Genomic DNA, 20,067 nt, shown 5'->3' with positions numbered 1-20,067 from the left:
CGTATACTTTTGCAAGTACGTTAGTGATTGCTGCAGTTAGTGTAGTTTTACCGTGGTCAACGTGGCCGATTGTACCAACGTTTACGTGCGGTTTTACGCGTTCAAACTTTTCTTTTGCCATGACGGAACCTATCAGTTTTGTGTATCTAAATTACATATGAAAATAATCCACCAGAGGTAGATTAAGTTAATTTTTTCAAATAGTATTTTCTGACAGATAAAGGAAGTAATCAAGGAGATTCTTAGGACTGGTGCTGATAGGCAGAGTCGAACTGCCGACCTCACCCTTACCAAGGGTGCGCTCTACCAACTGAGCTATATCAGCAACACAAGAACTGGAGCGGGCAGCGGGAATCGAACCCGCATCATCAGCTTGGAAGGCTGAGGTAATAGCCATTATACGATGCCCGCATAAAAATCTGTTCTTAAACTACCTCTAACCGTCAAGAATAAAGTGGTGGAGGGAGCTGGATTCGAACCAGCGAAGGCTGAGCCGTCAGATTTACAGTCTGATCCCTTTGGCCGCTCGGGAACCCCTCCACGATAATTCTCTACTAATTCACTTCCGGTAAAAGGAAAGTGGTGCCGACTAACCGAGTCGAACGGTTGACCTACTGATTACAAGTCAGTTGCTCTACCAGCTGAGCTAAGTCGGCACTGCTTTAGTACGGGGCGAGATATTAGAGTAAGGTTTATTGGGATGCAACAATAAAATTAAAAAAAGTGTAAAATTTTAGTTTAAATGCTCAATATTCACGCGAAAACGCGTTTTTTGCACTTTTTTATACTGTTTCGGTTAATTCGTACCAATAATTCAATCCCTTCATTACGAGCAATGAATCAAAAATACTTCCTGCAAATTGCTGCTGCAATAGTGAGCCATAGCCACCAGCAAAAATAATTTGTGTTGCTTGTTCTGTTTTTTGAGCCGTTAAATTCAGCTTAGCTTGCTCAATTGCCCCGATGGTTGCCACTAAGGCACCGTTTTTTAAACCATTTGGCGTGTTTTTACCCAATTCATTAGTAAACGGTGTTTTACCGTCATCAAAAACACGTTGGGTGTTTTGTGTAAGCGATGAGGTCATTAAATCAAGCCCGGGTAAAATCCAGCCACCTAAATGTAGGCCTTCACTATCGAGCACGTCAATTGTGGTTGCGGTGCCTGCATCAACAACAATACATGCTTTATTTGGGTATAGCATAAAGCCTGTAATAAGCGCCAACCACCTGTCTATGCCTAAGTTACCCACATGCTCGTAAGCGCATACAAGATCTCCAAGCGTTTTGGTTACCTTGGCCTCAAAGCAAGTAATATTATTGCTAGCCGCTTGCACGAGAATATCATTTAGTAAATCACTGCGCCCTACGCACGCATAAATCACTTCGGTTATTTGCAACCAAGGTAGGTTATTTATATCTGCTGGTTGTGCTTGCTCGTTATGCCACAGCACAGCTTTTAGTGATGTATTTCCTACGTCGATCAGTAATCTCATACTTGCGCCTTTCTGAGGGAGACTTCCCCACCGTAATAACTTTTTACTTCACCATCTTGGCGAATTCGTATTCCACCTTGTGGGTCAATACCTTCGCATATTCCACGCCAGCTTCGGTGTCCTGTATTTAGCTCAACATAATCGCCAGCAAACGCATTAAGCGAATTCCATTGCTCATACATATCTTGTAAGCCAGTTTGACGATACTGCACTAAACGCTGCTCTAAATGATAAGTAAGTGACGCCACCAGCTGGTTTTTATCAAGCTTTTGAGTATGTTGATTTAAGTCGGTCCACGCTTGGTCTATATGTTGGCTAAAACTCTCAGGCATTTGTAAATTAATACCTATACCAATCACTAACTGACAAGGTCCTTGCGGTTGCCCATCTAATTCAACCAATACACCTGCAAGTTTTTGTTTATTTATATAAATATCGTTAGGCCATTTAAGCTCTACGTCAATTTGGTATAACGCTTTAATTGCATCATAAACAGCAAGGCCTACCGCAATTGATACACCCATTGCAGCTTGAAGCCCGTCATCTAAACGCCAAAAGTAACTGTAATACAAATTAGCGCCAAATGGGGATTGCCAAACACGGCCGCGTCGGCCGCGTCCTGCTTGCTGCATTTCAGCAACAATAACAGCACCAGACTCAAGCGCTGTTTTAGCCTGTATACGGCGCATAAGCTCGCTGTTGGTCGAATCAATAATAGGGTGTACTTCTACATCGGCAGTATTAGCACCTAGCGCTTTGTAGTGCTGATCAATTTGTGTTTTATTTAAAAGGCCCACCTGACTATTCAAACAGTAGCCTTTGCCAGTCACTTTAAAAATATCCAAGCCCATTTCTTGTAACGTTTTGATATGTTTACTCACCGCAGCTCGGCTAATTCCTAGCTTTTCACCCAAGCCTTGGCCAGATACAAAGCCCCCTTGGTTAAGTGCATTTAAAATAGCGAGTTTGTTTCCATCAGGTGCTTTCATTGCTCAGGCTCCGCGTTAATATGGCATTCGCTGCGCGCATCTATTAAACGTACCTCGTGTTCTAGCATAATGTTGTAACGTGTATAAACCACTTGCTGAATGTGTTTAATCATATTTATTAGGTCACCACCTTCACTATTTCCGTGATTAACAAGTACTAATGCTTGTTGTTGATGCACTTCTATACCGGCCTCGCGGTGCCCTTTTAAACCACTTTGATCGATTAGCCAACCTGCCGCGACCTTGTGATGACTTTGCCCATATTCGTAATGAGGTAAATCTGCAAATTGCTTTAATAGTTCAGCTAACTGCTGGTTGGTTATTATTGGGTTTTTAAAAAAGCTACCCGCATTGGCAAGTGTATATGGGTTAGGTAATTTGCTATTGCGCGTTTTTATAACCTGATCGAATACTGCTTGCGGGGTAATGCTTGAGAGCTGTTGCAGGGGGCCATAACTTAATACTGGTTGCCATTTTTTTGGGAGCGCTAAATGCACTTGCGTGATCACCGCTTTATTTTTGAGAGCATTTTTAAATATTGAGTCTCTGTAAGCAAATTCACATTGCTCGTTATTTAGTGAATGCATAGTTTTAGTGGTTATATCAAAGTACTCTACCAACTCAACAAATTTAGCTATCTCAACGCCATAAGCACCAATATTTTGTACCGGTGATGCGCCAACAGTGCCCGGTATAAGTGCTAGATTTTCAAGCCCGGGTATATTTTTCTCTAATAAATAACTGACTAGTTGATGCCAGTTTTCGCCTGCAGCAATACTTATTAGTGTGTCGCTCTCACGCTCGGTGATTTTAATACCTTTTAAGGCTATTTTTATAACCGTACCCATGTAGTCATTTAAAAATACGGTATTACTGCCCTCGCCTAGCAAACAAAACAGTGCACTAAAACTTTGCGTTTTAAGTTGCTCAAGCTGAGTAATTTCAACAAAATTTTGGCATTGGCTGTTTAATGCGAATGTATGTAAGGAGTGTAATGAATGCGCCACAAAGCTCTCTAAAAAATACCGGTAACTAATCGCAATAGTTTACCTCATCGTCGCAAATGTGGCACTAGATTGTAAAAATCACTCAACCCACCGTGTCAATCGTGATATAAAACCAGCACTTTTTTATTTGTGTTCAGAGTAATGATGAAAATTAAACCTCTTTTTTTAAGCCTCGCTATGGCGGGTATGTGTTCGCAAGCAATGGCTAATGCGATTGACCAAAACTCGTATGCTAACCTTGATGATGTTGTTACTACTCACTTAAACCTTGATTTAGATGTCGACTTTGCCGACAAGCAGTTAGAAGGTTTTGTTGAGCATACTCTTCAGTGGAACAACAGCAAAAGTAGAACTCTCGTACTTGATACCCGCGACTTAGACATTGATAAAGTAATGTACAAAGACCAAAGTGGTAACTGGAAAAAGGCGACTTTTGATTTAGCTAAGCGAGATGACGTTAAAGGTTCAAAGCTTACTATTGTGTTTAAAAACCAAGCTGAAGTAGTTCGTATTTACTACAACAGTCGTCCAGAAGCATCTGGCCTGCAATGGTTAACACCAGAGCAAACGGCAAGTAAAACGCATCCATTTATGTACAGCCAATCGCAAGCAATTCATGCACGTAGTTGGATCCCAGTGCAAGATACACCCGCAATGCGTGTAACTTACTCTGCACGAATTCATACACCAAAAGATATACGTGCTGTAATGAGTGCCGACAACAAAGATGCGCTTTATAAAGATGGCGACTACATTTTTGATATGCCACAAGCAATTTCACCTTACCTAATTGCTATTGGCGCAGGTAACTTAGAATTTAAAGCAATGTCGCATCAAACAGGCATATTTGCTGAACCGACAATTTTAGATGCCTCAGTTGCTGAATTTGACGACACCCAAGCCATGATCGACAAAACAAACGCGATGTACGGCGAATATGCATGGGGTCGCTACGACTTATTAATGCTACCACCAAGTTTTCCGTTTGGTGGCATGGAAAACCCACGCTTATCATTTATTACTCCAACGGTTGTTGCCGGTGATAAAAGCTTAGTTAACCTTATTGCCCATGAGCTTGCTCATTCTTGGTCAGGTAACTTAGTAACTAACGCAACGTGGGAAGATTTATGGTTAAACGAAGGTTTTACCTCGTACGTTGAAAACCGCATTATGGAAGAAGTATTTGGTCGTGACCGTGCGGTTATGGAACAAGCACTTGATTCAGCGTCTTTACGCGCACAAATTAAAACAATTGATGCACCAGATACACGCCTTAATTTAAAACTTAATGGCCGCGACCCAGACGATGCGTTTAGCTCAGTGCCTTACACTAAAGGTCAGTTATTTTTAATCTATCTAGAAAACAAATATGGCCGCGATAAGTTTGACCCGTTTGTAAAAGCGTACTTTAAAGAGTTTTCGTTTAAATCACTTACTACCGCGCAATTTGTTACTTACTTAAAAGCTAACTTAATTGAGAAGTACCCTGGTGTTGTAAGTATGGATAAAGTAAATGAATGGATTTTTGAGCCTGGCTTACCAAGTGATGCGCCAAACCCTACTTCTGATGCATTTGATAAAGTAGATACTGCAACAGCGGCATGGTTGAAAGGCGACACAACAGCAGCTCAACTACCAACGGCTGATTGGTCTGTGCATGAGTGGCTACACTTTTTAAATAACTTACCACGCGATTTAAGCATAGAGAAAATGAGCGAGCTTGATAGTGAATTTAACCTAACGCAATCAACTAACGCTGAACGTGCGTTTGCTTGGTTTATGCTAGCAGTAGGTAATGGTTATCAACCAATTTATCCTGCGCTTAATAAGCACTTATCAGGTATTGGCCGTCGTAAGTTAATTGTGCCGTTATATAAATCACTTATCACTAACGGTAAAAAAGACTGGGCACAAAGCGTGTACTTAAAAGCACGCCCTGGGTATCACCCTCTTGCGCAAGGTACTATTGACGCATTATTTGAATAAATAGCGTTAACTAGAAACTAAAAAGGGCCAAATTTGGCCCTTTTTGTTTTTCTGTTATTTTACTTTGTTACTTTTTCTAAAAAAGCTTTACGCTCTGTAGTTGTGGCTTGTTGCCACCAAAAATCAAGCATTTGCGGCGCACTTGGCATGCCTTTACCTGTAATTGGTGCTATCGGCTTTATTGGCTGACTAGGACGTGAAGGTCCTGCTGGCAATGTATTTTGCATTACCGGTTTATTGCTTGCTAGTTGCGTGTTAGAAATAACACTTAAAGGCTTAGCAACAGCGCTACTTTTTGCTTTTAAACTCACTTGAGGGGCTTCTGCAAACACTTTTGCAGATACTGCATTTTCAGCACGATTAAAAACTAAGGTATAATCTTTACCTGCTTCAACAGTTACACTTACCCAAAATGGTTCCGACTCCACAACTTCATGCGTGTCATAATCATCTTCATATAAATCGGTGTACTTTAGCCTAAGCTGATAAGTTCCGGGGGCAAGCTCTACATCATCAATACGACTAAACAAAGAGCTTTCTAGCATTTTATCGCCCACTTGCAGTGGTACAAATTCTTCTGGAAAGTGAATATTCTCAGCATTAGCCGAAAAACTAAGTAGTAATGCAACTGCACTACTTATTAAAATTGGTTTAAGCATATTAACTCCTTTATTTGATTTCAGTTTGACACTGCTTTGAAAGTTTGTCATTAGTGAGCTTAAAATTCACAACACTTAATTAGGAACACACTATGAGCCAAGAAACTATTTTTACCAAAATCATTAATCGTGAAATTCCAGCAGATATTATTTACGAAGATGAAAACACTCTCGCATTTAAAGATATAAACCCACAAGCGCCATTTCATGTGTTAATTATCCCAAAAAAAGCAATTGCTACTATAAATGATATAAATCCTGAAAACTCACATTTAGTAGGCAACTTATACGTAGTTGCAGCTAAATTAGCTAAGCAACATAATTTTGCTGAAGACGGATACCGCGTAGTTATGAACTGTAACGAACATGGTGGGCAAACTGTTTATCACATACATTTACACATGCTTGGCGGTAAAGAAATGGGCTGGCCACCTTATCAAAATGTAAAAAAAGTAAAATAATTAAAAGTTTTTATTAAATTGTTCCACTCAATTAATTAGTTACAAATGTTATGATTTTTCATAGTTATAAAGAATAAATAGTTACTTATTTGCAACATTTTGTGTTTAAATAATCGTAATATCGTATTTGTTATTGAGTACATCAGCGATTTTCTAATACAAAAGGTGTGGAAGTCGTGGTAAACTTAGTCAGTCAGCTTTATAAAAGAGTATAAAAAACATGAGCAGTTCAGCCTTTTTGTTATTAGATCAAGAGCCAATTAACACTATTGGTATTAACGTTTTAGAACCTTTGTTAAAAACGCAAGGCCTTGACGTAACCACAGGTACTAATATTTTAGACATACCTGAAGGGACTCGACTTTTGTTTATTGAAACATCAAGCAAGGATGCATGGGGAAAACTAAAAGAACAACTAGTAAACCTACGTATTAAATGCGATATCATATTATTTAATTTAGACGAAAACCCTGAACTTGCTAATCGTGCATTGTTAAGCGGTATTCGTGGCGTATTTTACACAACAGATAACGCCGATGTATTAATGAAAGGTATTCGCTTACTACTTGAAGATCAACTTTGGTACCGTCGCGATATTATGTGTAATGCATTAAATCGTATGCTGCAATTTAATAAAGATGCGCTGCATAAACTAACCGAAGGTGATATTGAGCCTGTTAAACTTACTAAGCGAGAAAAAGCAATAATCTCACTAATGAGTAAAGGTTCGAAAAATAAAGAGATCGCAGAAGATTTAAGTATTAGTCCACATACTGTTAAAACACATTTATACAGTGCATTTAGAAAAACTAAATGTCGTAACCGTATTGAACTTCTATCGTGGGCACAACAAAATATCCCTGATGAAATTCGTTAATCAAATATTTAGTTTAAATTTAAAAGCAGACACTTAGGTGTCTGTTTTTGTATGTGCTATATACTTATCTAATAACAATTAGCTTAATTAAGTAATCTGTTTTGAGGATTGGTATAAGTGTATACTTTTGATAACTTTAGTTTAATAGCTACTTTGCTGGAATATTAATGCTCGACTCCTTCACTCTTTACTTTGCCAGCATCGCCATCATGGTCGTAATGACCTTACTTAACTTTTTGACATGGCGAACAAACAAACAAATATCGGGCACGCTGCTATACATTTTTTATCCCATATTGCTATTAGGCTCTGTTATTGGCTTTACTCTTGTTGGTGATACACATAATTTAGTAATTATTAGCGCTGCCAGTAGCATGATGTTTGCCGCATCAATAGTGCACTGCCTTTCACTTAGTCAGTTTTTAAATTATCGCGGTATTGGTTTTAAATTACTCTGCTCAGTGACCACTTTTTGTACTGCAATGCTTGGCTATTACACCTTTTTTGACCCATCTTTACACGAAAGAGTGATTGCATCCGATATACAACACATAGCAGAAGCCGGTTTTTTACTGTTTATATTTATTAAGTGTGCACGCAAACCCTATCCTAATGGCAGTATTGTATACATAACCATTTTAACGCTTGTTGCTTTAAGCTTTATTGGCCGCTCGTTATTTATGGATAACATTGAACAAAAAAATCTTTTAGTAAACGGCTGGTTTAGCTCATTATTATTTTTAAATGGCGTAATTGCTCCCATGTTTTATGCTGCAGGTATGGCGTTATTATGTAATGAGCGCAGAGAGCAGCACCTCAATAAATTAGCCGATAAAGCACAAAAAGATTTAGAAATACGCGGACTCTTTTTATCAACTATAAGCCACGAAATTCGCACCCCGCTAAACGGTATTTTAGGCAGCGCCCAACTTGTTATGAACCAAACAAGTGATACCCGCAATAAAGCCTATTGCGAGGCGATTATAAATTCTGCCGAATCACTTAACTTATTGGTAGATAAGGTCCTTGATTATGCGAGCCTAGATCAAAGTGACGAAGCGCTTTACGAAGAAGATGTAGAGTTTAAAACATGGCTTAATAATTTATGTCTATTACTAAGCCCTCTCGCCGAGCAAAAGCAACTCAAGTTTGAACTAATATGTAATATTCCTGAGCAAGCCTGTTATTACTGCGACCAGCAAAAACTTAGGCAAATAATTATTAATTTAGTAGGTAATGCTATTAAGTTTACAGACCACGGAACCGTTAAAATTCAGGTTGATTTAGTATTAGAAAAACAACTTGAGCACACTATAAAAATTAGTGTCAAAGATTCAGGGCCAGGTATAGAAAATGATGAGATAGCCTACTTAACAGAACCTTATGTACAAAGTAGTGCAGGAAAAGAGAAAGGCGGAACCGGCCTTGGTTTAGCTATTACCAGTCGCCTGCTTGAAAAGCTCAGTAGCCGACTCGAAATAGCCAGCCAGCTTGGTACTGGTAGTGTATTTAGCTTTACCGTTACTTTTACTTTAGGTGAATTAAGCCTTGTAGAGCAGCGCCATCAAACTAAAGATTACTTAACAGGTCTTGATGTACTACTGGTTGAAGATTTAGATTTAAATCAAAAAATTGCTATAGAATTTATGGCCGACGATGAGCACAAAATTAAGCTCGCAAAAGATGGAAAAAGCGCCATAGAGCTCATGCAAGCTCACCACTTCGATGTTGTTTTGCTTGATATGAACCTACCTGATTTAACAGGCCAAGAAGTACTTAAACGTCTAAAACGCATTGATCATAAAAATCAACGAACTCCAGTACTCGCATTTACTGCAAGCCTTAGCCCTGACGAAGTAAAAGAATATTTAGAATTAGGAATAAAAGACATTGTAGGCAAGCCTATTAAGCACGAAAAGCTTCGCCAAGCACTTAGCGACTCTCAATCTAATCAAACTGCGAGTATTGCAGTAGAGCTTATTGATACGTTGTATGACAAAACAGCGGCCGAAACACTCACCAGCTCGTTTAGTGAAGATGAAGTATCGTCGATTTATAATGAGTTTGTGCTTTCGGCGCGTAACAAGCTAATTCGCTGTCAAAAGCTTATTGATCAACAACCAGAGCAATGCATTAAGCTTTTACATCGCCAAGCAAGTACCGCTCTGCAACTTGGTTTTAATCGCTATGGTATTGAGCTTAAAAAAATAGAGCGCCGTTTACTCGATAAAAAGCCACATAACGACATGCTTGATGAAGCGCTAGATCTGTGGCAACGCAGCTTAGAGCAATATTTAAAGTTTGTGCGCGGGCAGTTAGAGTGAAATTAAAAAAGCGTTAAGGTTTTTTAAATTTTACTTTAAGTTAATCAAATCTCGCTACCTCTTCAAAGTTAAGACCTGTGAAACCATGTGCTCGCAAGGCACAAAAGAGGTTTAAAGTAATATCTTTATCATTTACACGAGAGTCAAAAACGTAAGTGCCTTCAAATCGGTCTTCTGGCATTTTAAATATGCAGCTATGCTTTGGTAGTTTTTCTTTTTTGAACACCGCTTTTTGTAATCCGATATTTAAACTTGGCAGCATAAAAGTACTCATCTCAACATTTAATATACCCTCTATTTTTCGAGTGACATTATAAAAGTACCAGTTGTCATCACCTACATAGAAAGGAAGTAACTCTCCCGAATCTTCGAAAAGTTCAGCTAACTCATTTGCAACATGATCCCTTATAGCAAGGCCTTGTAAATTAATTGCAGTGAAATCACCTAGGGGTGTCTCTTTTTCATTATTATAATGGGCACTAAAATTTATCAGTGTAGACTCTTTTGATGAACCATCAGGCTTCCATAGGTCAGGTTCACATAAAGCTTCGCTATCAGGAAATATGACTCTGAAATGATTAACATCCGTCGTTATTTTATAAATTATTTTACTCATTAATATTGAAACGTCCTTTTTGGCATGGATCTGATTTTTTAACCCCTTCCATATTTATCATCAAATCGCTCTATATCGATTTCATCAAGTACAGCACCGGTTTGCACTTCAATGACTATTAGCGGCTCTTTTTGATTATTAGCCAAGCTATGAATTTGTTTTGCGGCGATATAACACGATTGGTCGTGCGTTAGCGTATACGCTTGCTCATTAATACACACATCTGCAATACCCGAAACCACAACCCAATGTTCAGCGCGATGCTGATGGCGCTGCGTCGAAAGCTTAGCACCGCTGATAACAGTAATTTTTTTAACTTTAAAGCCAATGCCTTCAACCAAAGTACGGTAATTCCCCCATGGGCGAAAAACCACTTGATGATGGTTAAGTTTATCAGCCTGTGTTGTAGCAATTTGCTTAAGCAACAAAGGCAAAGAATCTAGCTCATTTTGGTTTGCAATTAGTGTGGCATCGTGGGTATGAATAATTGCTAAATTGCTTACTCCAAGCGTGGCAATAGTGTGTTCAGCCTCGTTAATAACTAAGTTATTAGTACTTTTTTGAGCCATATAATTAGCGTTTAAACTATTACCGTTTTTATCTTTTTTTGTAAGCGCATCAAGGGATGAAAAACTACCTACATCACTCCATTTTAAATCAACAGGCATAACAACTACGTTATTACTGCGCTCTAAAATGGCGTAATCAATTGAATCGCTTGGGCAGTGTTCAAGCGCACTGTTGCTTGGGCGGGTAAACCCTAAATCTTTAGTAAATTGTGCTGCTGCAGCGACACTCGTTGCTATTTTTGGCGCAAACCGCTCGAGCTCTTTTAAATAGGCTGCGGGGGTAAATAAAAACATGCCGCTATTCCAGCTATAACCACCTTGAGCTAAATAACGGTTCGCTGTATCTAAGTCAGGCTTTTCTTTAAATTGTGCAACATCGTAACAACCAGTTCCAGCAATAGCCGAGCCTTGTTTTATATAGCCATAACCAGTATGCGGTTCTGTAGGAGTAATAGAAAATGTAACTAGCTTTCCTTGCTCAGCAAGTTTTACAGCTTCTGGGAGCTTAGCTGTTAATACATCAAAGTTTTTAATATGATGATCGGCAGGCATCACTAATAGTGGACCGGTAATCCCATTTTGCAGTGCATAGTGGGCGGCTAATGCGATGGCAGGCGCGGTATTTTTACCTTTGGGTTCGAGTAATAATGCACTAGGAGTTGAGCTTGCAGCTTGCTCGGCGGCAATAAATCGGTGCTGCTCATTACACACTAAAATAGCATTATCAAACAACTCATTAGAAACACGCGCCAACGTACTTTGTAGCAATGACGTGTTTTCATTTAGTAGTGGTAAAAATTGTTTAGGCATTGCTTGGCGAGAAAGCGGCCACAAGCGAGAGCCTATGCCACCAGCTAAAATTACAGGAGTGATTAAAGTGTTCATTACGAAATTTGCCGCCAACAAAAAATATCAGCGACTATTTTAACACTTTATTAGCTCTGCGCTAAATTAACGTGTCTATATTAATGTAAAAGGGTCTGCATCTAAATAGGTAGGAAACGTTGCTTTAAACTCATCCAGTGGTGCTTTTTCAAGTGTTATAGTAACTAGCTGCTCAGTGTTATCTTGCGCTTTAGTTAAGGCATCGCCTTTAAAGTCGTATACCGCTGTACCGCCATTGTGCGAGGCACCATTACCGTCTTCCCCCACGCGATTAACGCCTACTACGTAGCATAGGTTTTCCATTGCACGCGCCATAAGTAACGTATCCCAAATATGGCGGCGTACAGCAGGCCAATTTGCTACGTTTATCATTACATCGTAGTCGTTATTATTGCGTTGAAATACCGGAAAACGCAGGTCATAACATACTTGCGGTAATAGTTTAAAACCATTGATTTCAAAAACTTTGCGCGCTTGCCCTGCTACAACGTAGTCGCCCTCACTGCCTAAGCGAAATAAATGGCGCTTATCGTAATAACTCACCTCTCCATCGGGTTTTACCCAATAAAACCGATTTGCTTTTTTATCGCCTTGTGCAACAAGTACCGAACCCGCAATAACCGCATTATGTTTATGAGCCTGCGCTTTTAACCAAGTCAGTACTTTACCATTTTCGGGCTCTGCACAATCTAAATTAATAGCAAAGCCAGTCGAGAATGTTTCTGGCAGTAAAATAAGATCGGGCTGATGCGTAATTGCGTCAAGCTGTTTATTAAACATGGCTAAATTAGCGTCTTTATCAAGCCAATAAAGCGAGCTTTGCAATGCTGTAATGGTTAAAGTTGACATAATATTTGCGCAGCCTCTATGAGAGTGTTGTCGTTTTTAGCAAAGCATAAGCGAATTACTTTATCGGTTGGTGGTTTTTGATAAAACACACTTAACGGAATAGCCGCCACACCTGCTTGCTCAACTAACCAATGGCAAAATTCAACATCGTTTAAATCCGATACATCACTGTAATCTAATAATAAAAAGTAAGTGCCTTGGCTAGGTAAAATTTTAAAACGACTATTACTTAAATGGCTCGCTAATAAGTCGCGTTTTTGCTGATAAAACCCACTTAGCTCATCTATATGCTCGCCTTGCTGCTCGAGCATATCGGCAAGCGCATGCTGTGCGGGGGTAAAACTTGAAAACGTAACGTACTGATGAATTTTTCTAAATTCGACAGCTAAATCGGCAGGTGCAATACAGTAACCCATTTTCCAGCCCGTACTGTGAAACGTTTTACCAAAACTCGATATAACAAAGCTTTTGGCAAATAATTCATCATCGCGTAATACGCTTAAATGTGGTTGTTCATCAAACGTAATGTGCTCATATACCTCGTCGCTTATTACATACAAATTGTGAGTACCAACTAACTCTTTAAGCTCTTTTATATCTTGTGGCTGTAATATTTTACCGCTTGGGTTATGAGGCGTATTTATAATAATTGCACGGGTATTTTTAGTAATTACTTGGCTCACTACTTGCCAATCAATAGTGTAATTTGGCGCACTTAAAGCAATGTGTACCGACTTTCCACCAGCGAGTTCAATTGCGGGTTGGTAGGAGTCATATGCAGGGTCAAATACAATCACTTCATCACTGGGGCGCACGATTGTTTGAATAGCCACAAACAATGCCTCTGTTGCACCTGAGGTAACAGTAACTTGATCAGCTGCGTTTATAGCAGCTGCATATTTACGCTTTGCTAAATCAGCAATTTGTTGCTGTAATCGTGGTACACCACTTGAAGGTGAATATTGATTAACGCCCTGCTGCACATAATAATTTAACTGCGTTTTTAAAAGATCAGGAGCATCAAACTCAGGAAAGCCTTGAGAGAGATTAATTGCCGAAAACTCATTAGCCAACCCACTCATTTGGCTAAATATACTAACGCCTAAATTTGGTAATTTACTTTCAAACACGTGATGCCCTTAATGATGGTTTTGCGCTTAAAGCGATGCTATCATTGCTTAAAACAGAAGTATAGCCGTCTAAAAACAATTAACTTTACGCTCATTAGTGAGGAATGTATGCAAAACAATACCGCTATTTCACAACTTATTGAAGCCGGAAAATGGGTTAGCCAAAAAGGCTGGGTACCCGCAACAGGTGGAAATTTTTCAGCTCGTACTAGCACTGGCTTTGTTGTTACGGCAAGTGGGCACGATAAAGGCTCACTTACGCAAGAGCATTTTTTGCAATTAGACCACCAAGGCGAGCGCCTAGCAGGAGCTGTAAAGCCATCGGCAGAAACACAATTACACCTAAGTTTGTATCAGCTTATACCTGATGCACAGTGTGTTTTGCATACTCACTCTGTAGCCGCCACCGTACTGTCGCAAATTACCCAAAGGCATCAACTTGATTTAACAGGCTATGAAATGCAAAAAGCACTGAGCGGCTTTACTTCGCATTTAGAAACGCTGAGCATTCCTATTTTCGATAACGATCAAGATATTGACCGATTAAGCCTGCTGGTCAGTGACCATCATTTACATACGCCGATAGAGCACGGCGTACTGATACGTGGTCATGGCTTATATGCAGTAGGGCGTAATATTGATGAAGTTCGTCGCCACCTAGAAGCCTTAGAGTTTTTATTTAGTTGCGAACTAGAGCGCCTGAAAATAATCGGTATTCAAGCGGGAGTAACTAAATGATTAAAGCTATTTTAACCGACATCGAAGGCACAATAACCCGCATCTCGTTTGTTAAAGAGGTGTTGTTTCCTTACGCGGCAAAGCAGTTACCTACCTTTGTACGTGCCAATGCTGATAAGCCAGATGTAGCCGAGCAAATTAATGCCATAAAAGCCCTTGTCGAAAAGCCAAACGCCGATATAGAAGAAGTCATTAGCACTTTACTTACCTGGATTGATGAAGATAAAAAAATCACTCCACTTAAGCAGTTACAAGGCTTAATTTGGCAAACAGGGTATGAACACGGTGATTTTAAAGGTCATTTATACCCAGATGCATTTGATTTTTTACAAGCTCAACACAACAACGATATTACTTTGTATGTGTACTCGTCAGGGTCGGTAAAAGCGCAGCAGCTACTTTTTAAATACAGTGATTATGGCGACATTAGCAGCTTGTTTACTGACTTTTTTGACACCAAAGTTGGCGCAAAACAAGAACAAACAGCCTATAACACTATTGTTAAGCTATTACCGTTTAAAGCAGCAGAAATACTCTTTTTAAGTGATGTAGCCGGTGAACTTGATGCCGCGCAAGCTGCAGGCTTAAAAACACTACATTTAATTCGTGATGGGCAAGCAAGCACTAAAGCACACCCTTATATTAATGACTTTAGCCAATTTAAATTGGGGCAATTAGTATGAGCCAATTAACAGTGTATGCCGACAACGATGCAATCAAAGCACTTGTAAACACATCAAATGCTGATGATATTGCAAAGCAACTAGCTAAAGTAAACGTACGTTTTGAACAGTGGCAAACAAATGCAGATATTAATGAGCACACCACCCATGAGCAAATTATTAGTGCGTACAAAAGCGATATAGATCGGTTAAAAATCGAAAATGGCTATCAAACAGTAGACGTTATATCTCTAGCTAAAGGTAATCTTGGCGCATCAGAGCTGCGCAAAAAGTTTTTATTTGAACATACTCATAATGAAGACGAAGTGCGTTTTTTTGTAAAAGGCCAAGGGCTATTTTGCCTGCATTTAGGCAATAAGGTTTATCAGGTACTTTGCCAACAAGGCGATTTAATTTCAGTACCTAAACTTACCCCGCATTGGTTTGATATGGGAAGCGACCCTGAGTTTACTGCCATTCGCTTATTTAACAATACAGAGGGCTGGGTAGCAAAAAGTACTGACTCGTCTATTGCAGAGCAATTTCCCTTACTCGATTAATAAAGCTCAGTGCACGCATGCCTAAACTATATTTTCTATAAGCGTATTTATGCAATTTGCAGGATGACTTCAATCACTTAACTCTGTAATATTATTTTAGCAATGCAGCTGATAAAGAGTAACTTTCCAATGGTGAACGAACAATATCAAAAGTCTAAACAACAACTAGCCTACTCACGTAAGCAAGTTGAAAAGGCTGGTCGTATTTTTCGTAAAAATGAAGGTGATTTTGACTTTGCAATAGAGGTTGTACAAAACTATCGTGCAGCACATTTATATCCGCTGACTATTATTAAAAACCTCGTATGGAAACATGTAAAAAAGCTTCATTTGCTAGAATCGGCGACTATAGTTAGACGCTTAAAGCGCTTGCCAACTATTATAGATAAGTTACAAAGAGCCTCGTTGGATGGTAAAAGTGAAAACGCAATAAATCTGAAGCGAATGCACGATATAGGTGGCTGCCGAGTAATCTTAGATAATCTAGAGCATCTATATCAACTCAACGCCAGTTTAGACTCGAGTAGAGCAGTTCATAGCGTTAAGTCATATGATTATATTGAAAACCCAAAAGCGACAGGCTATAGAGGTATTCATCGTGTTTATAAAAGTTATAACAATTTAGAATCTCACGATTATAAAGGCTTTCAAATTGAAGTTCAGTTGCGCACTAGGCTTCAGCACCTTTGGGCTACTACTGTTGAAATTGTAGATATTATTGAAAAAGAAACACTAAAAACCAATCCCCAAGCAGCCGACACAGATTGGAAGCGATTATTTTTTATCATGGGTGAGTTTCTTGCAGTCAAAGATGGTTCAAATCAATTAAGTTCACAACAATCGCAGGCCTTTGTTGATGAGCTTTCGGCACTAAATAAAAAGCTAGCCGCATTTCATAAGCTTGATGCATTTAATCGCGCATTCCAAGTTGACGAAATTAAAAATAAATCGAAAGATACAGGCTTTGCTTTACTCGTTCACAACACTGAAACACAAATGGGTCGAGTCTTTTTATATGCAGAGAATAAAAAGCAAGAAGCTCTAACACATTACGCCGAACAAGAAAAACAAACTCACAATAACGTGCTTCTGGTAGCGGGGAGCGACTTGAAATCAATAGAAAAAGCCTACCCCAACTACCTAAATAGTACCTCTGAGTTTCTTTCAGAATTCAGTCGCATATTATTGAGTTAGCTCTTTAAGTTTACCCATTAATACTTGTTGCTGGTTATACACACCCGTGTCTAACACCCATCCTGTGACCAGCTTTGCCGGCGTTATATCAAATGCAGGGTTATATACATTAGCATTGGTGGGCGCCCATAAAGCTTCGCCAAAGCTACCGCTAACTCCGCGCACTTCTTGAGGATTACGTTGCTCTATTTCTATATCATCACCACACGCGGTGTTGGTATCAAGCGTGGTAATAGGCGCGACCACATAAAATGGAATGTTATGAAAATGCGCTAGTACGGCTAAATTATAGGTGCCCACTTTATTAGCAAAATCACCATTGGCGGCAATACGATCAGCCCCCACTACTATTTTATCTACCTTACCTGCAGCCATTAAACTTGCTGCCATATTATCGCAAATTAATGTGTAAGGTATTTTCCAGCGCTCAAGCTCAAAGGCAGTTAAGCGACCGCCTTGTAATAATGGTCGTGTTTCATCAACCCACACATGTACGTTGCCATGTTTTTGCTGCGCTTTATAGATAACACCTAGTGCAGTACCAATACCAGCGGTTGCAAGCGCCCCTGTATTGCAATGAGTTAATACATTGTCGCCACTATTTATAAGCTCGGCGCCACGGGTTGCCATTCGTTCACACAGCTCAATATCTTCAATAAACAACCGCTCAGCTGTACTAACAATACCGGCAACATAATCGCTTTGCGTTAAAGCTTTTCGCAATGCCGCCATACAATGCATTAAATTAACTGCCGTTGGACGAGTGGCCTCTAGTTCATTGATTGCTTTTTCAAGCTCACTTTTTACTACCCCTTGTTCAGCTAAATACGCCACTAACAAGCTCGCGCCTAAACCAATAAGTGGAGCTCCACGCACTTTTAAGTTAATGATCAGCTCTTTCATGGTTTCTACATCATGGCATTGATGCCATACCTGCTGGTGAGGAAGTAAATATTGGTCGAGCACACTAAGCGACCCGTTTTCATATTTTAAACTGCTTGCGATTAAATTTTGCATAATGCTTAAGGTATTAAAAATACGTAACGTTATTTTACACCACTTTGAATAACTCTCAAGTTAGACTTATAGACATCTAAACATTTAAAGGTATAGAATGCTTAAAAGCTGATTTTTGAGATTTAAACCATGACTAACTATGTTGCTTTTAACGCACAGCGCGCTATCGATTACGTATCGACATTAATTGAATCTAAACAATGTAATTTTTTTGCTCAAGGACAAACCTTATCGGCATATGAGTTTGGCGATGGCAATCTTAATTTGGTATTTAGAATTACTGATGAGCAAAACAATAGCGTTATTTTGAAGCAAGCTCTGCCTTACGCGCGTTGTGTGGGCGAGTCGTGGCCATTAACACTTGATAGAGCTCGTATAGAAGCGCAAGTTTTGCTTAATCATGGCGCTATTTGCCCAACTTATACTGCTAGGGTTTTACATTATAGTGAAATGCAAGCGCTGACTATTTTAGAGGATTTAGGTAATTTACAAATACTGCGCACTGCACAAAATAATGCGGAGCAATTTCCTAAATTGGCGCAGCATGTAGCGACCTACTTAAGCCATACTGGCTTTTATAATTCAGATTTTTATTTAACCGCACAAACTAAAAAAGCACTCGTTAGTCAATTTACTAATCCTGAGCTCTGCCAAATCACTGAAGACTTATTTTTTAGCGATCCGTACATTGAGCACGAACGCAATAACTACCCAAAGCAACTACAAAACGAAGTTGATGCAATACACAAAAACAGCGTATTAAAGTTAGAAATAGCAAAACTAAAAGCTAATTTTTTATCTAACCCGCAAACATTACTTCATGGTGACATGCACAGCGGTAGCATTTTTGTTGATTGTAATAATACAAAGATGATTGACCCAGAGTTTGGTTTTTTTGGACCTGCTGGGTTCGATATTGGCTCTTTTATTGGCAATTTACTTTTAAATTACTGCGCACAATACGGGCATATTGGAGATTTTGTGGCTCGTCGTAATTACCAAACCCACTTATTAAGCACCCTTGTTGAATGCTATACCTTATTTGAACAGCATTGGCTTACGCTTATAAATGAGCACACTACTGAAGGTGCGCTAAAGGTTACAGGCTACGGTGAATACTTTATAAAGGGCGTATTACAAGACGCCATTGGCTACTGTGGTGCTGAGTTAATTAGGCGCACCATAGGGCTCGCACATGTAACCGATATAGATAGCATAAATGATGAGAAAGCGCGTCTTATAGTGCAAAAACAAACATTAGCACTAGGCGAGCAACTTATTTTGAATGCCCAAACATGCGACAACAAAGAAGCATTTTTTAGTTTATTAATAAGCCAATTAAACTAAAAAACATTAAAAAGGCGCTATTAGCTGTCTCTTGATCACAAGTCTGACTCAAGAGATTTTGCTAAATCGTAGCCTTCCAGGATGGCTTGTAACTTAAGCCATCCTTGCCATAACACTTTCACAGATGCACGCCCTGTGCGCTTGGTATCTTTCCAGCCTCCTAACTTTGCCAGTTCCTGATACGCCCATGACATATTTGGAGCAGTTTCAGGCAATGGTGTTTTTATTCTCTTTAACCACAATAACTTCCATGCTTTGGGAGATAACAGTTGTTCACAACTTGGAGAATCAGGCTGCTCATTGGTGAACTTTAGTTGCAATATTCGCGTCGCAATAAAGCCATTAATCGTCACCAATCTTTCCATGTTATCTTGGCTTTGAAGGCGTAAACTTTCGATATCCGTACCATCACTTTTCCAGACTTTATGGTATTCCTCTACAAGCCAACGGTGCTCATAGTAGGTGATGATAGCTAAAGCGTCTTCTTTGCTGGTGACTGGTTCACTGGTTAATAGGTGCCAGCTTAAGCCGTTCTCAGCGTTTCCTCGCTCTGCACAGCCGACATAGTAAACTGGGAGGGAGTGTCCTTTCTTATTGTAAGGCGCTTTGAGTGTCACTGGCGCATAGGTGATATCCAGTGTTGCGCTTCGGGCTTTTCTTCCTCCTTTTTGTGCAATGTGGATGTGTTTGGTGCCTGCACTCAT

20 protein-coding genes and 4 tRNA genes are annotated in these 20,067 nt (G+C 39.5%); 9 read left to right on the top strand and 15 right to left on the bottom strand.

The genetic code is table 11. From position 1 onward, the window contains the following. The 8 genes from I6F47_RS19785 to murB all read right to left on the bottom strand — a co-directional run. A partial coding sequence (locus tag I6F47_RS19785; protein ID WP_021031985.1) for a GTP-binding protein occupies positions 1 to 121 on the bottom strand: 121 nt, incomplete at its 3' end. A 128-nt stretch (positions 122 to 249) separates the two neighbouring features. Next, positions 250 to 325 (bottom strand) — tRNA-Thr (locus I6F47_RS19780). Positions 326 to 336: 11 nt separating this feature from the next. After that, positions 337 to 411 (bottom strand) — tRNA-Gly (locus I6F47_RS19775). Positions 412 to 455: 44 nt separating this feature from the next. Next, positions 456 to 540 (bottom strand) — tRNA-Tyr (locus tag I6F47_RS19770). A 40-nt stretch (positions 541 to 580) separates the two neighbouring features. Next, positions 581 to 656, bottom strand: a tRNA-Thr gene (locus I6F47_RS19765). 126 nt (positions 657 to 782) lie between these two features. Next, positions 783 to 1,493, bottom strand: a complete 711-nt coding sequence (locus I6F47_RS19760) for a type III pantothenate kinase (RefSeq protein WP_197184410.1) — start codon at positions 1,491 to 1,493, stop codon at positions 783 to 785. Beyond that, a complete protein-coding gene (gene birA, locus I6F47_RS19755; protein ID WP_165723034.1) occupies positions 1,490 to 2,482 on the bottom strand; it encodes a bifunctional biotin--[acetyl-CoA-carboxylase] ligase/biotin operon repressor BirA in 993 nt (330 codons plus the stop codon). The genes I6F47_RS19760 and birA overlap by 4 nt, the downstream gene beginning before the upstream one ends. Further along, entirely contained in the window at positions 2,479 to 3,489 is a 1,011-nt protein-coding gene (murB, locus tag I6F47_RS19750; protein ID WP_197184409.1) for a UDP-N-acetylmuramate dehydrogenase, read from the bottom strand. The genes birA and murB overlap by 4 nt, the downstream gene beginning before the upstream one ends. 144 nt (positions 3,490 to 3,633) lie before the next feature. On the opposite strand from murB, the gene I6F47_RS19745 reads away from it, so the two are divergent. Then, a complete protein-coding gene (locus I6F47_RS19745) occupies positions 3,634 to 5,475 on the top strand; it encodes a M1 family metallopeptidase (RefSeq protein WP_165723035.1) in 1,842 nt (613 codons plus the stop codon). A 59-nt stretch (positions 5,476 to 5,534) separates the two neighbouring features. Here the strand turns inward: I6F47_RS19745 and I6F47_RS19740 are convergent, their stop codons facing one another. Continuing rightward, a complete protein-coding gene (locus I6F47_RS19740) occupies positions 5,535 to 6,134 on the bottom strand; it encodes a DUF2057 domain-containing protein (protein WP_165726882.1) in 600 nt (199 codons plus the stop codon). A 92-nt stretch (positions 6,135 to 6,226) separates the two neighbouring features. Between I6F47_RS19740 and I6F47_RS19735 the strand changes: the two genes are divergently transcribed. The 3 genes from I6F47_RS19735 to I6F47_RS19725 all read left to right on the top strand — a co-directional run bounded on the left by I6F47_RS19735 (position 6,227) and on the right by I6F47_RS19725 (position 9,796). After that, positions 6,227 to 6,595, top strand: a complete 369-nt coding sequence (locus I6F47_RS19735) for a histidine triad nucleotide-binding protein (protein WP_007579887.1) — start codon at positions 6,227 to 6,229, stop codon at positions 6,593 to 6,595. Between the two features lie 220 nt (positions 6,596 to 6,815). After that, the gene (locus I6F47_RS19730) at positions 6,816 to 7,472 is read left to right on the top strand and encodes a helix-turn-helix transcriptional regulator (RefSeq protein ID WP_004334929.1); all 657 of its coding nucleotides are present in this window, start codon (positions 6,816 to 6,818) and stop codon (positions 7,470 to 7,472) included. A 167-nt stretch (positions 7,473 to 7,639) separates the two neighbouring features. Further along, a complete protein-coding gene (locus I6F47_RS19725; RefSeq protein ID WP_197184408.1) occupies positions 7,640 to 9,796 on the top strand; it encodes a response regulator in 2,157 nt (718 codons plus the stop codon). Positions 9,797 to 9,836: 40 nt separating this feature from the next. Here I6F47_RS19725 and I6F47_RS19720 read toward each other — a convergent pair whose 3' ends face one another. The 4 genes from I6F47_RS19720 to I6F47_RS19705 all read right to left on the bottom strand — a co-directional run bounded on the left by I6F47_RS19720 (position 9,837) and on the right by I6F47_RS19705 (position 13,845). Further along, complete coding sequence (locus I6F47_RS19720; protein ID WP_165723036.1) at positions 9,837 to 10,412, bottom strand: hypothetical protein; 576 nt, start codon at positions 10,410 to 10,412, stop codon at positions 9,837 to 9,839. A gap of 38 nt (positions 10,413 to 10,450) precedes the next feature. Continuing rightward, positions 10,451 to 11,866 carry a mannose-1-phosphate guanylyltransferase/mannose-6-phosphate isomerase gene (locus tag I6F47_RS19715; RefSeq protein WP_197184407.1) on the bottom strand — a complete coding sequence of 472 codons (1,416 nt, stop codon included), beginning with the start codon at positions 11,864 to 11,866 and terminating at the stop codon, positions 10,451 to 10,453. A 75-nt stretch (positions 11,867 to 11,941) separates the two neighbouring features. Next, the gene (locus I6F47_RS19710) at positions 11,942 to 12,715 is read right to left on the bottom strand and encodes an amidohydrolase (protein WP_024589458.1); all 774 of its coding nucleotides are present in this window, start codon (positions 12,713 to 12,715) and stop codon (positions 11,942 to 11,944) included. Beyond that, positions 12,703 to 13,845: a methionine aminotransferase gene (locus tag I6F47_RS19705; RefSeq protein WP_165723037.1), complete on the bottom strand. Its 1,143-nt coding sequence runs from the start codon at positions 13,843 to 13,845 to the stop codon at positions 12,703 to 12,705. The genes I6F47_RS19710 and I6F47_RS19705 overlap by 13 nt, the downstream gene beginning before the upstream one ends. A gap of 108 nt (positions 13,846 to 13,953) precedes the next feature. Here I6F47_RS19705 and I6F47_RS19700 point away from each other — a divergent pair, with 108 nt between their 5' ends. The 4 genes from I6F47_RS19700 to I6F47_RS19685 all read left to right on the top strand — a co-directional run bounded on the left by I6F47_RS19700 (position 13,954) and on the right by I6F47_RS19685 (position 16,999). After that, positions 13,954 to 14,583, top strand: coding sequence for a methylthioribulose 1-phosphate dehydratase (locus tag I6F47_RS19700; protein ID WP_024589460.1), 630 nt, complete (start codon positions 13,954 to 13,956; stop codon positions 14,581 to 14,583). After that, positions 14,580 to 15,266: an acireductone synthase gene (mtnC, locus tag I6F47_RS19695; RefSeq protein WP_024607294.1), complete on the top strand. Its 687-nt coding sequence runs from the start codon at positions 14,580 to 14,582 to the stop codon at positions 15,264 to 15,266. The genes I6F47_RS19700 and mtnC overlap by 4 nt, the downstream gene beginning before the upstream one ends. After that, the gene (locus tag I6F47_RS19690; protein ID WP_197184406.1) at positions 15,263 to 15,805 is read left to right on the top strand and encodes a 1,2-dihydroxy-3-keto-5-methylthiopentene dioxygenase; all 543 of its coding nucleotides are present in this window, start codon (positions 15,263 to 15,265) and stop codon (positions 15,803 to 15,805) included. The genes mtnC and I6F47_RS19690 overlap by 4 nt, the downstream gene beginning before the upstream one ends. Before the next feature lie 129 nt (positions 15,806 to 15,934). Continuing rightward, the gene (locus I6F47_RS19685) at positions 15,935 to 16,999 is read left to right on the top strand and encodes a RelA/SpoT domain-containing protein (protein ID WP_007579871.1); all 1,065 of its coding nucleotides are present in this window, start codon (positions 15,935 to 15,937) and stop codon (positions 16,997 to 16,999) included. Here I6F47_RS19685 and mtnA read toward each other — a convergent pair. Continuing rightward, positions 16,988 to 18,016 carry an S-methyl-5-thioribose-1-phosphate isomerase gene (gene mtnA, locus I6F47_RS19680; RefSeq protein ID WP_101163122.1) on the bottom strand — a complete coding sequence of 343 codons (1,029 nt, stop codon included), beginning with the start codon at positions 18,014 to 18,016 and terminating at the stop codon, positions 16,988 to 16,990. The two genes, I6F47_RS19685 and mtnA, sit on opposite strands and share 12 nt — an antisense overlap. A 129-nt stretch (positions 18,017 to 18,145) precedes the next feature. Between mtnA and mtnK the strand changes: the two genes are divergently transcribed. Then, positions 18,146 to 19,363 (top strand): S-methyl-5-thioribose kinase, encoded by a 1,218-nt coding sequence (gene mtnK, locus I6F47_RS19675; protein ID WP_024607291.1) that lies wholly within the window; start codon positions 18,146 to 18,148, stop codon positions 19,361 to 19,363. A gap of 35 nt (positions 19,364 to 19,398) precedes the next feature. On the opposite strand, the gene I6F47_RS19670 is transcribed toward mtnK, so the two are convergent. Continuing rightward, positions 19,399 to 20,067, bottom strand: a 669-nt coding sequence (locus tag I6F47_RS19670; RefSeq protein ID WP_197184405.1) for an IS4 family transposase, incomplete at its 5' end; no start/stop codon positions are given.

The sequence above is a fragment of the Pseudoalteromonas sp. NZS37 genome (assembly GCF_015864265.1).
Taxonomy (GTDB): domain Bacteria; phylum Pseudomonadota; class Gammaproteobacteria; order Enterobacterales; family Alteromonadaceae; genus Pseudoalteromonas; species Pseudoalteromonas arctica.
The sequence above is the reverse complement of the archived record's forward strand: the minus strand, read 5'-3'. Positions and strand labels throughout refer to the sequence as shown.

Bases quoted from the DNA above. Each gene is read 5' to 3' on its own strand.
- I6F47_RS19760 (WP_197184410.1), bottom strand. From the start codon at position 1,493: ATGAGATTACTGATCGACGTAGGAAATACATCACTAAAAGCTGTGCTG.
- I6F47_RS19730 (WP_004334929.1), top strand. From the start codon at position 6,816: ATGAGCAGTTCAGCCTTTTTGTTATTAGATCAAGAGCCAATTAACACT.
- I6F47_RS19740 (WP_165726882.1), bottom strand. From the start codon at position 6,134: ATGCTTAAACCAATTTTAATAAGTAGTGCAGTTGCATTACTACTTAGT.
- I6F47_RS19710 (WP_024589458.1), bottom strand. From the start codon at position 12,715: ATGTCAACTTTAACCATTACAGCATTGCAAAGCTCGCTTTATTGGCTT.
- mtnA (WP_101163122.1), bottom strand. From the start codon at position 18,016: ATGCAAAATTTAATCGCAAGCAGTTTAAAATATGAAAACGGGTCGCTT.
- I6F47_RS19735 (WP_007579887.1), top strand. From the start codon at position 6,227: ATGAGCCAAGAAACTATTTTTACCAAAATCATTAATCGTGAAATTCCA.
- mtnC (WP_024607294.1), top strand. From the start codon at position 14,580: ATGATTAAAGCTATTTTAACCGACATCGAAGGCACAATAACCCGCATC.
- I6F47_RS19715 (WP_197184407.1), bottom strand. From the start codon at position 11,866: ATGAACACTTTAATCACTCCTGTAATTTTAGCTGGTGGCATAGGCTCT.
- I6F47_RS19745 (WP_165723035.1), top strand. From the start codon at position 3,634: ATGAAAATTAAACCTCTTTTTTTAAGCCTCGCTATGGCGGGTATGTGT.
- I6F47_RS19725 (WP_197184408.1), top strand. From the start codon at position 7,640: ATGCTCGACTCCTTCACTCTTTACTTTGCCAGCATCGCCATCATGGTC.
- I6F47_RS19685 (WP_007579871.1), top strand. From the start codon at position 15,935: ATGGTGAACGAACAATATCAAAAGTCTAAACAACAACTAGCCTACTCA.
- I6F47_RS19700 (WP_024589460.1), top strand. From the start codon at position 13,954: ATGCAAAACAATACCGCTATTTCACAACTTATTGAAGCCGGAAAATGG.
- birA (WP_165723034.1), bottom strand. From the start codon at position 2,482: ATGAAAGCACCTGATGGAAACAAACTCGCTATTTTAAATGCACTTAAC.
- I6F47_RS19720 (WP_165723036.1), bottom strand. From the start codon at position 10,412: ATGAGTAAAATAATTTATAAAATAACGACGGATGTTAATCATTTCAGA.
- mtnK (WP_024607291.1), top strand. From the start codon at position 18,146: ATGACTAACTATGTTGCTTTTAACGCACAGCGCGCTATCGATTACGTA.
- I6F47_RS19690 (WP_197184406.1), top strand. From the start codon at position 15,263: ATGAGCCAATTAACAGTGTATGCCGACAACGATGCAATCAAAGCACTT.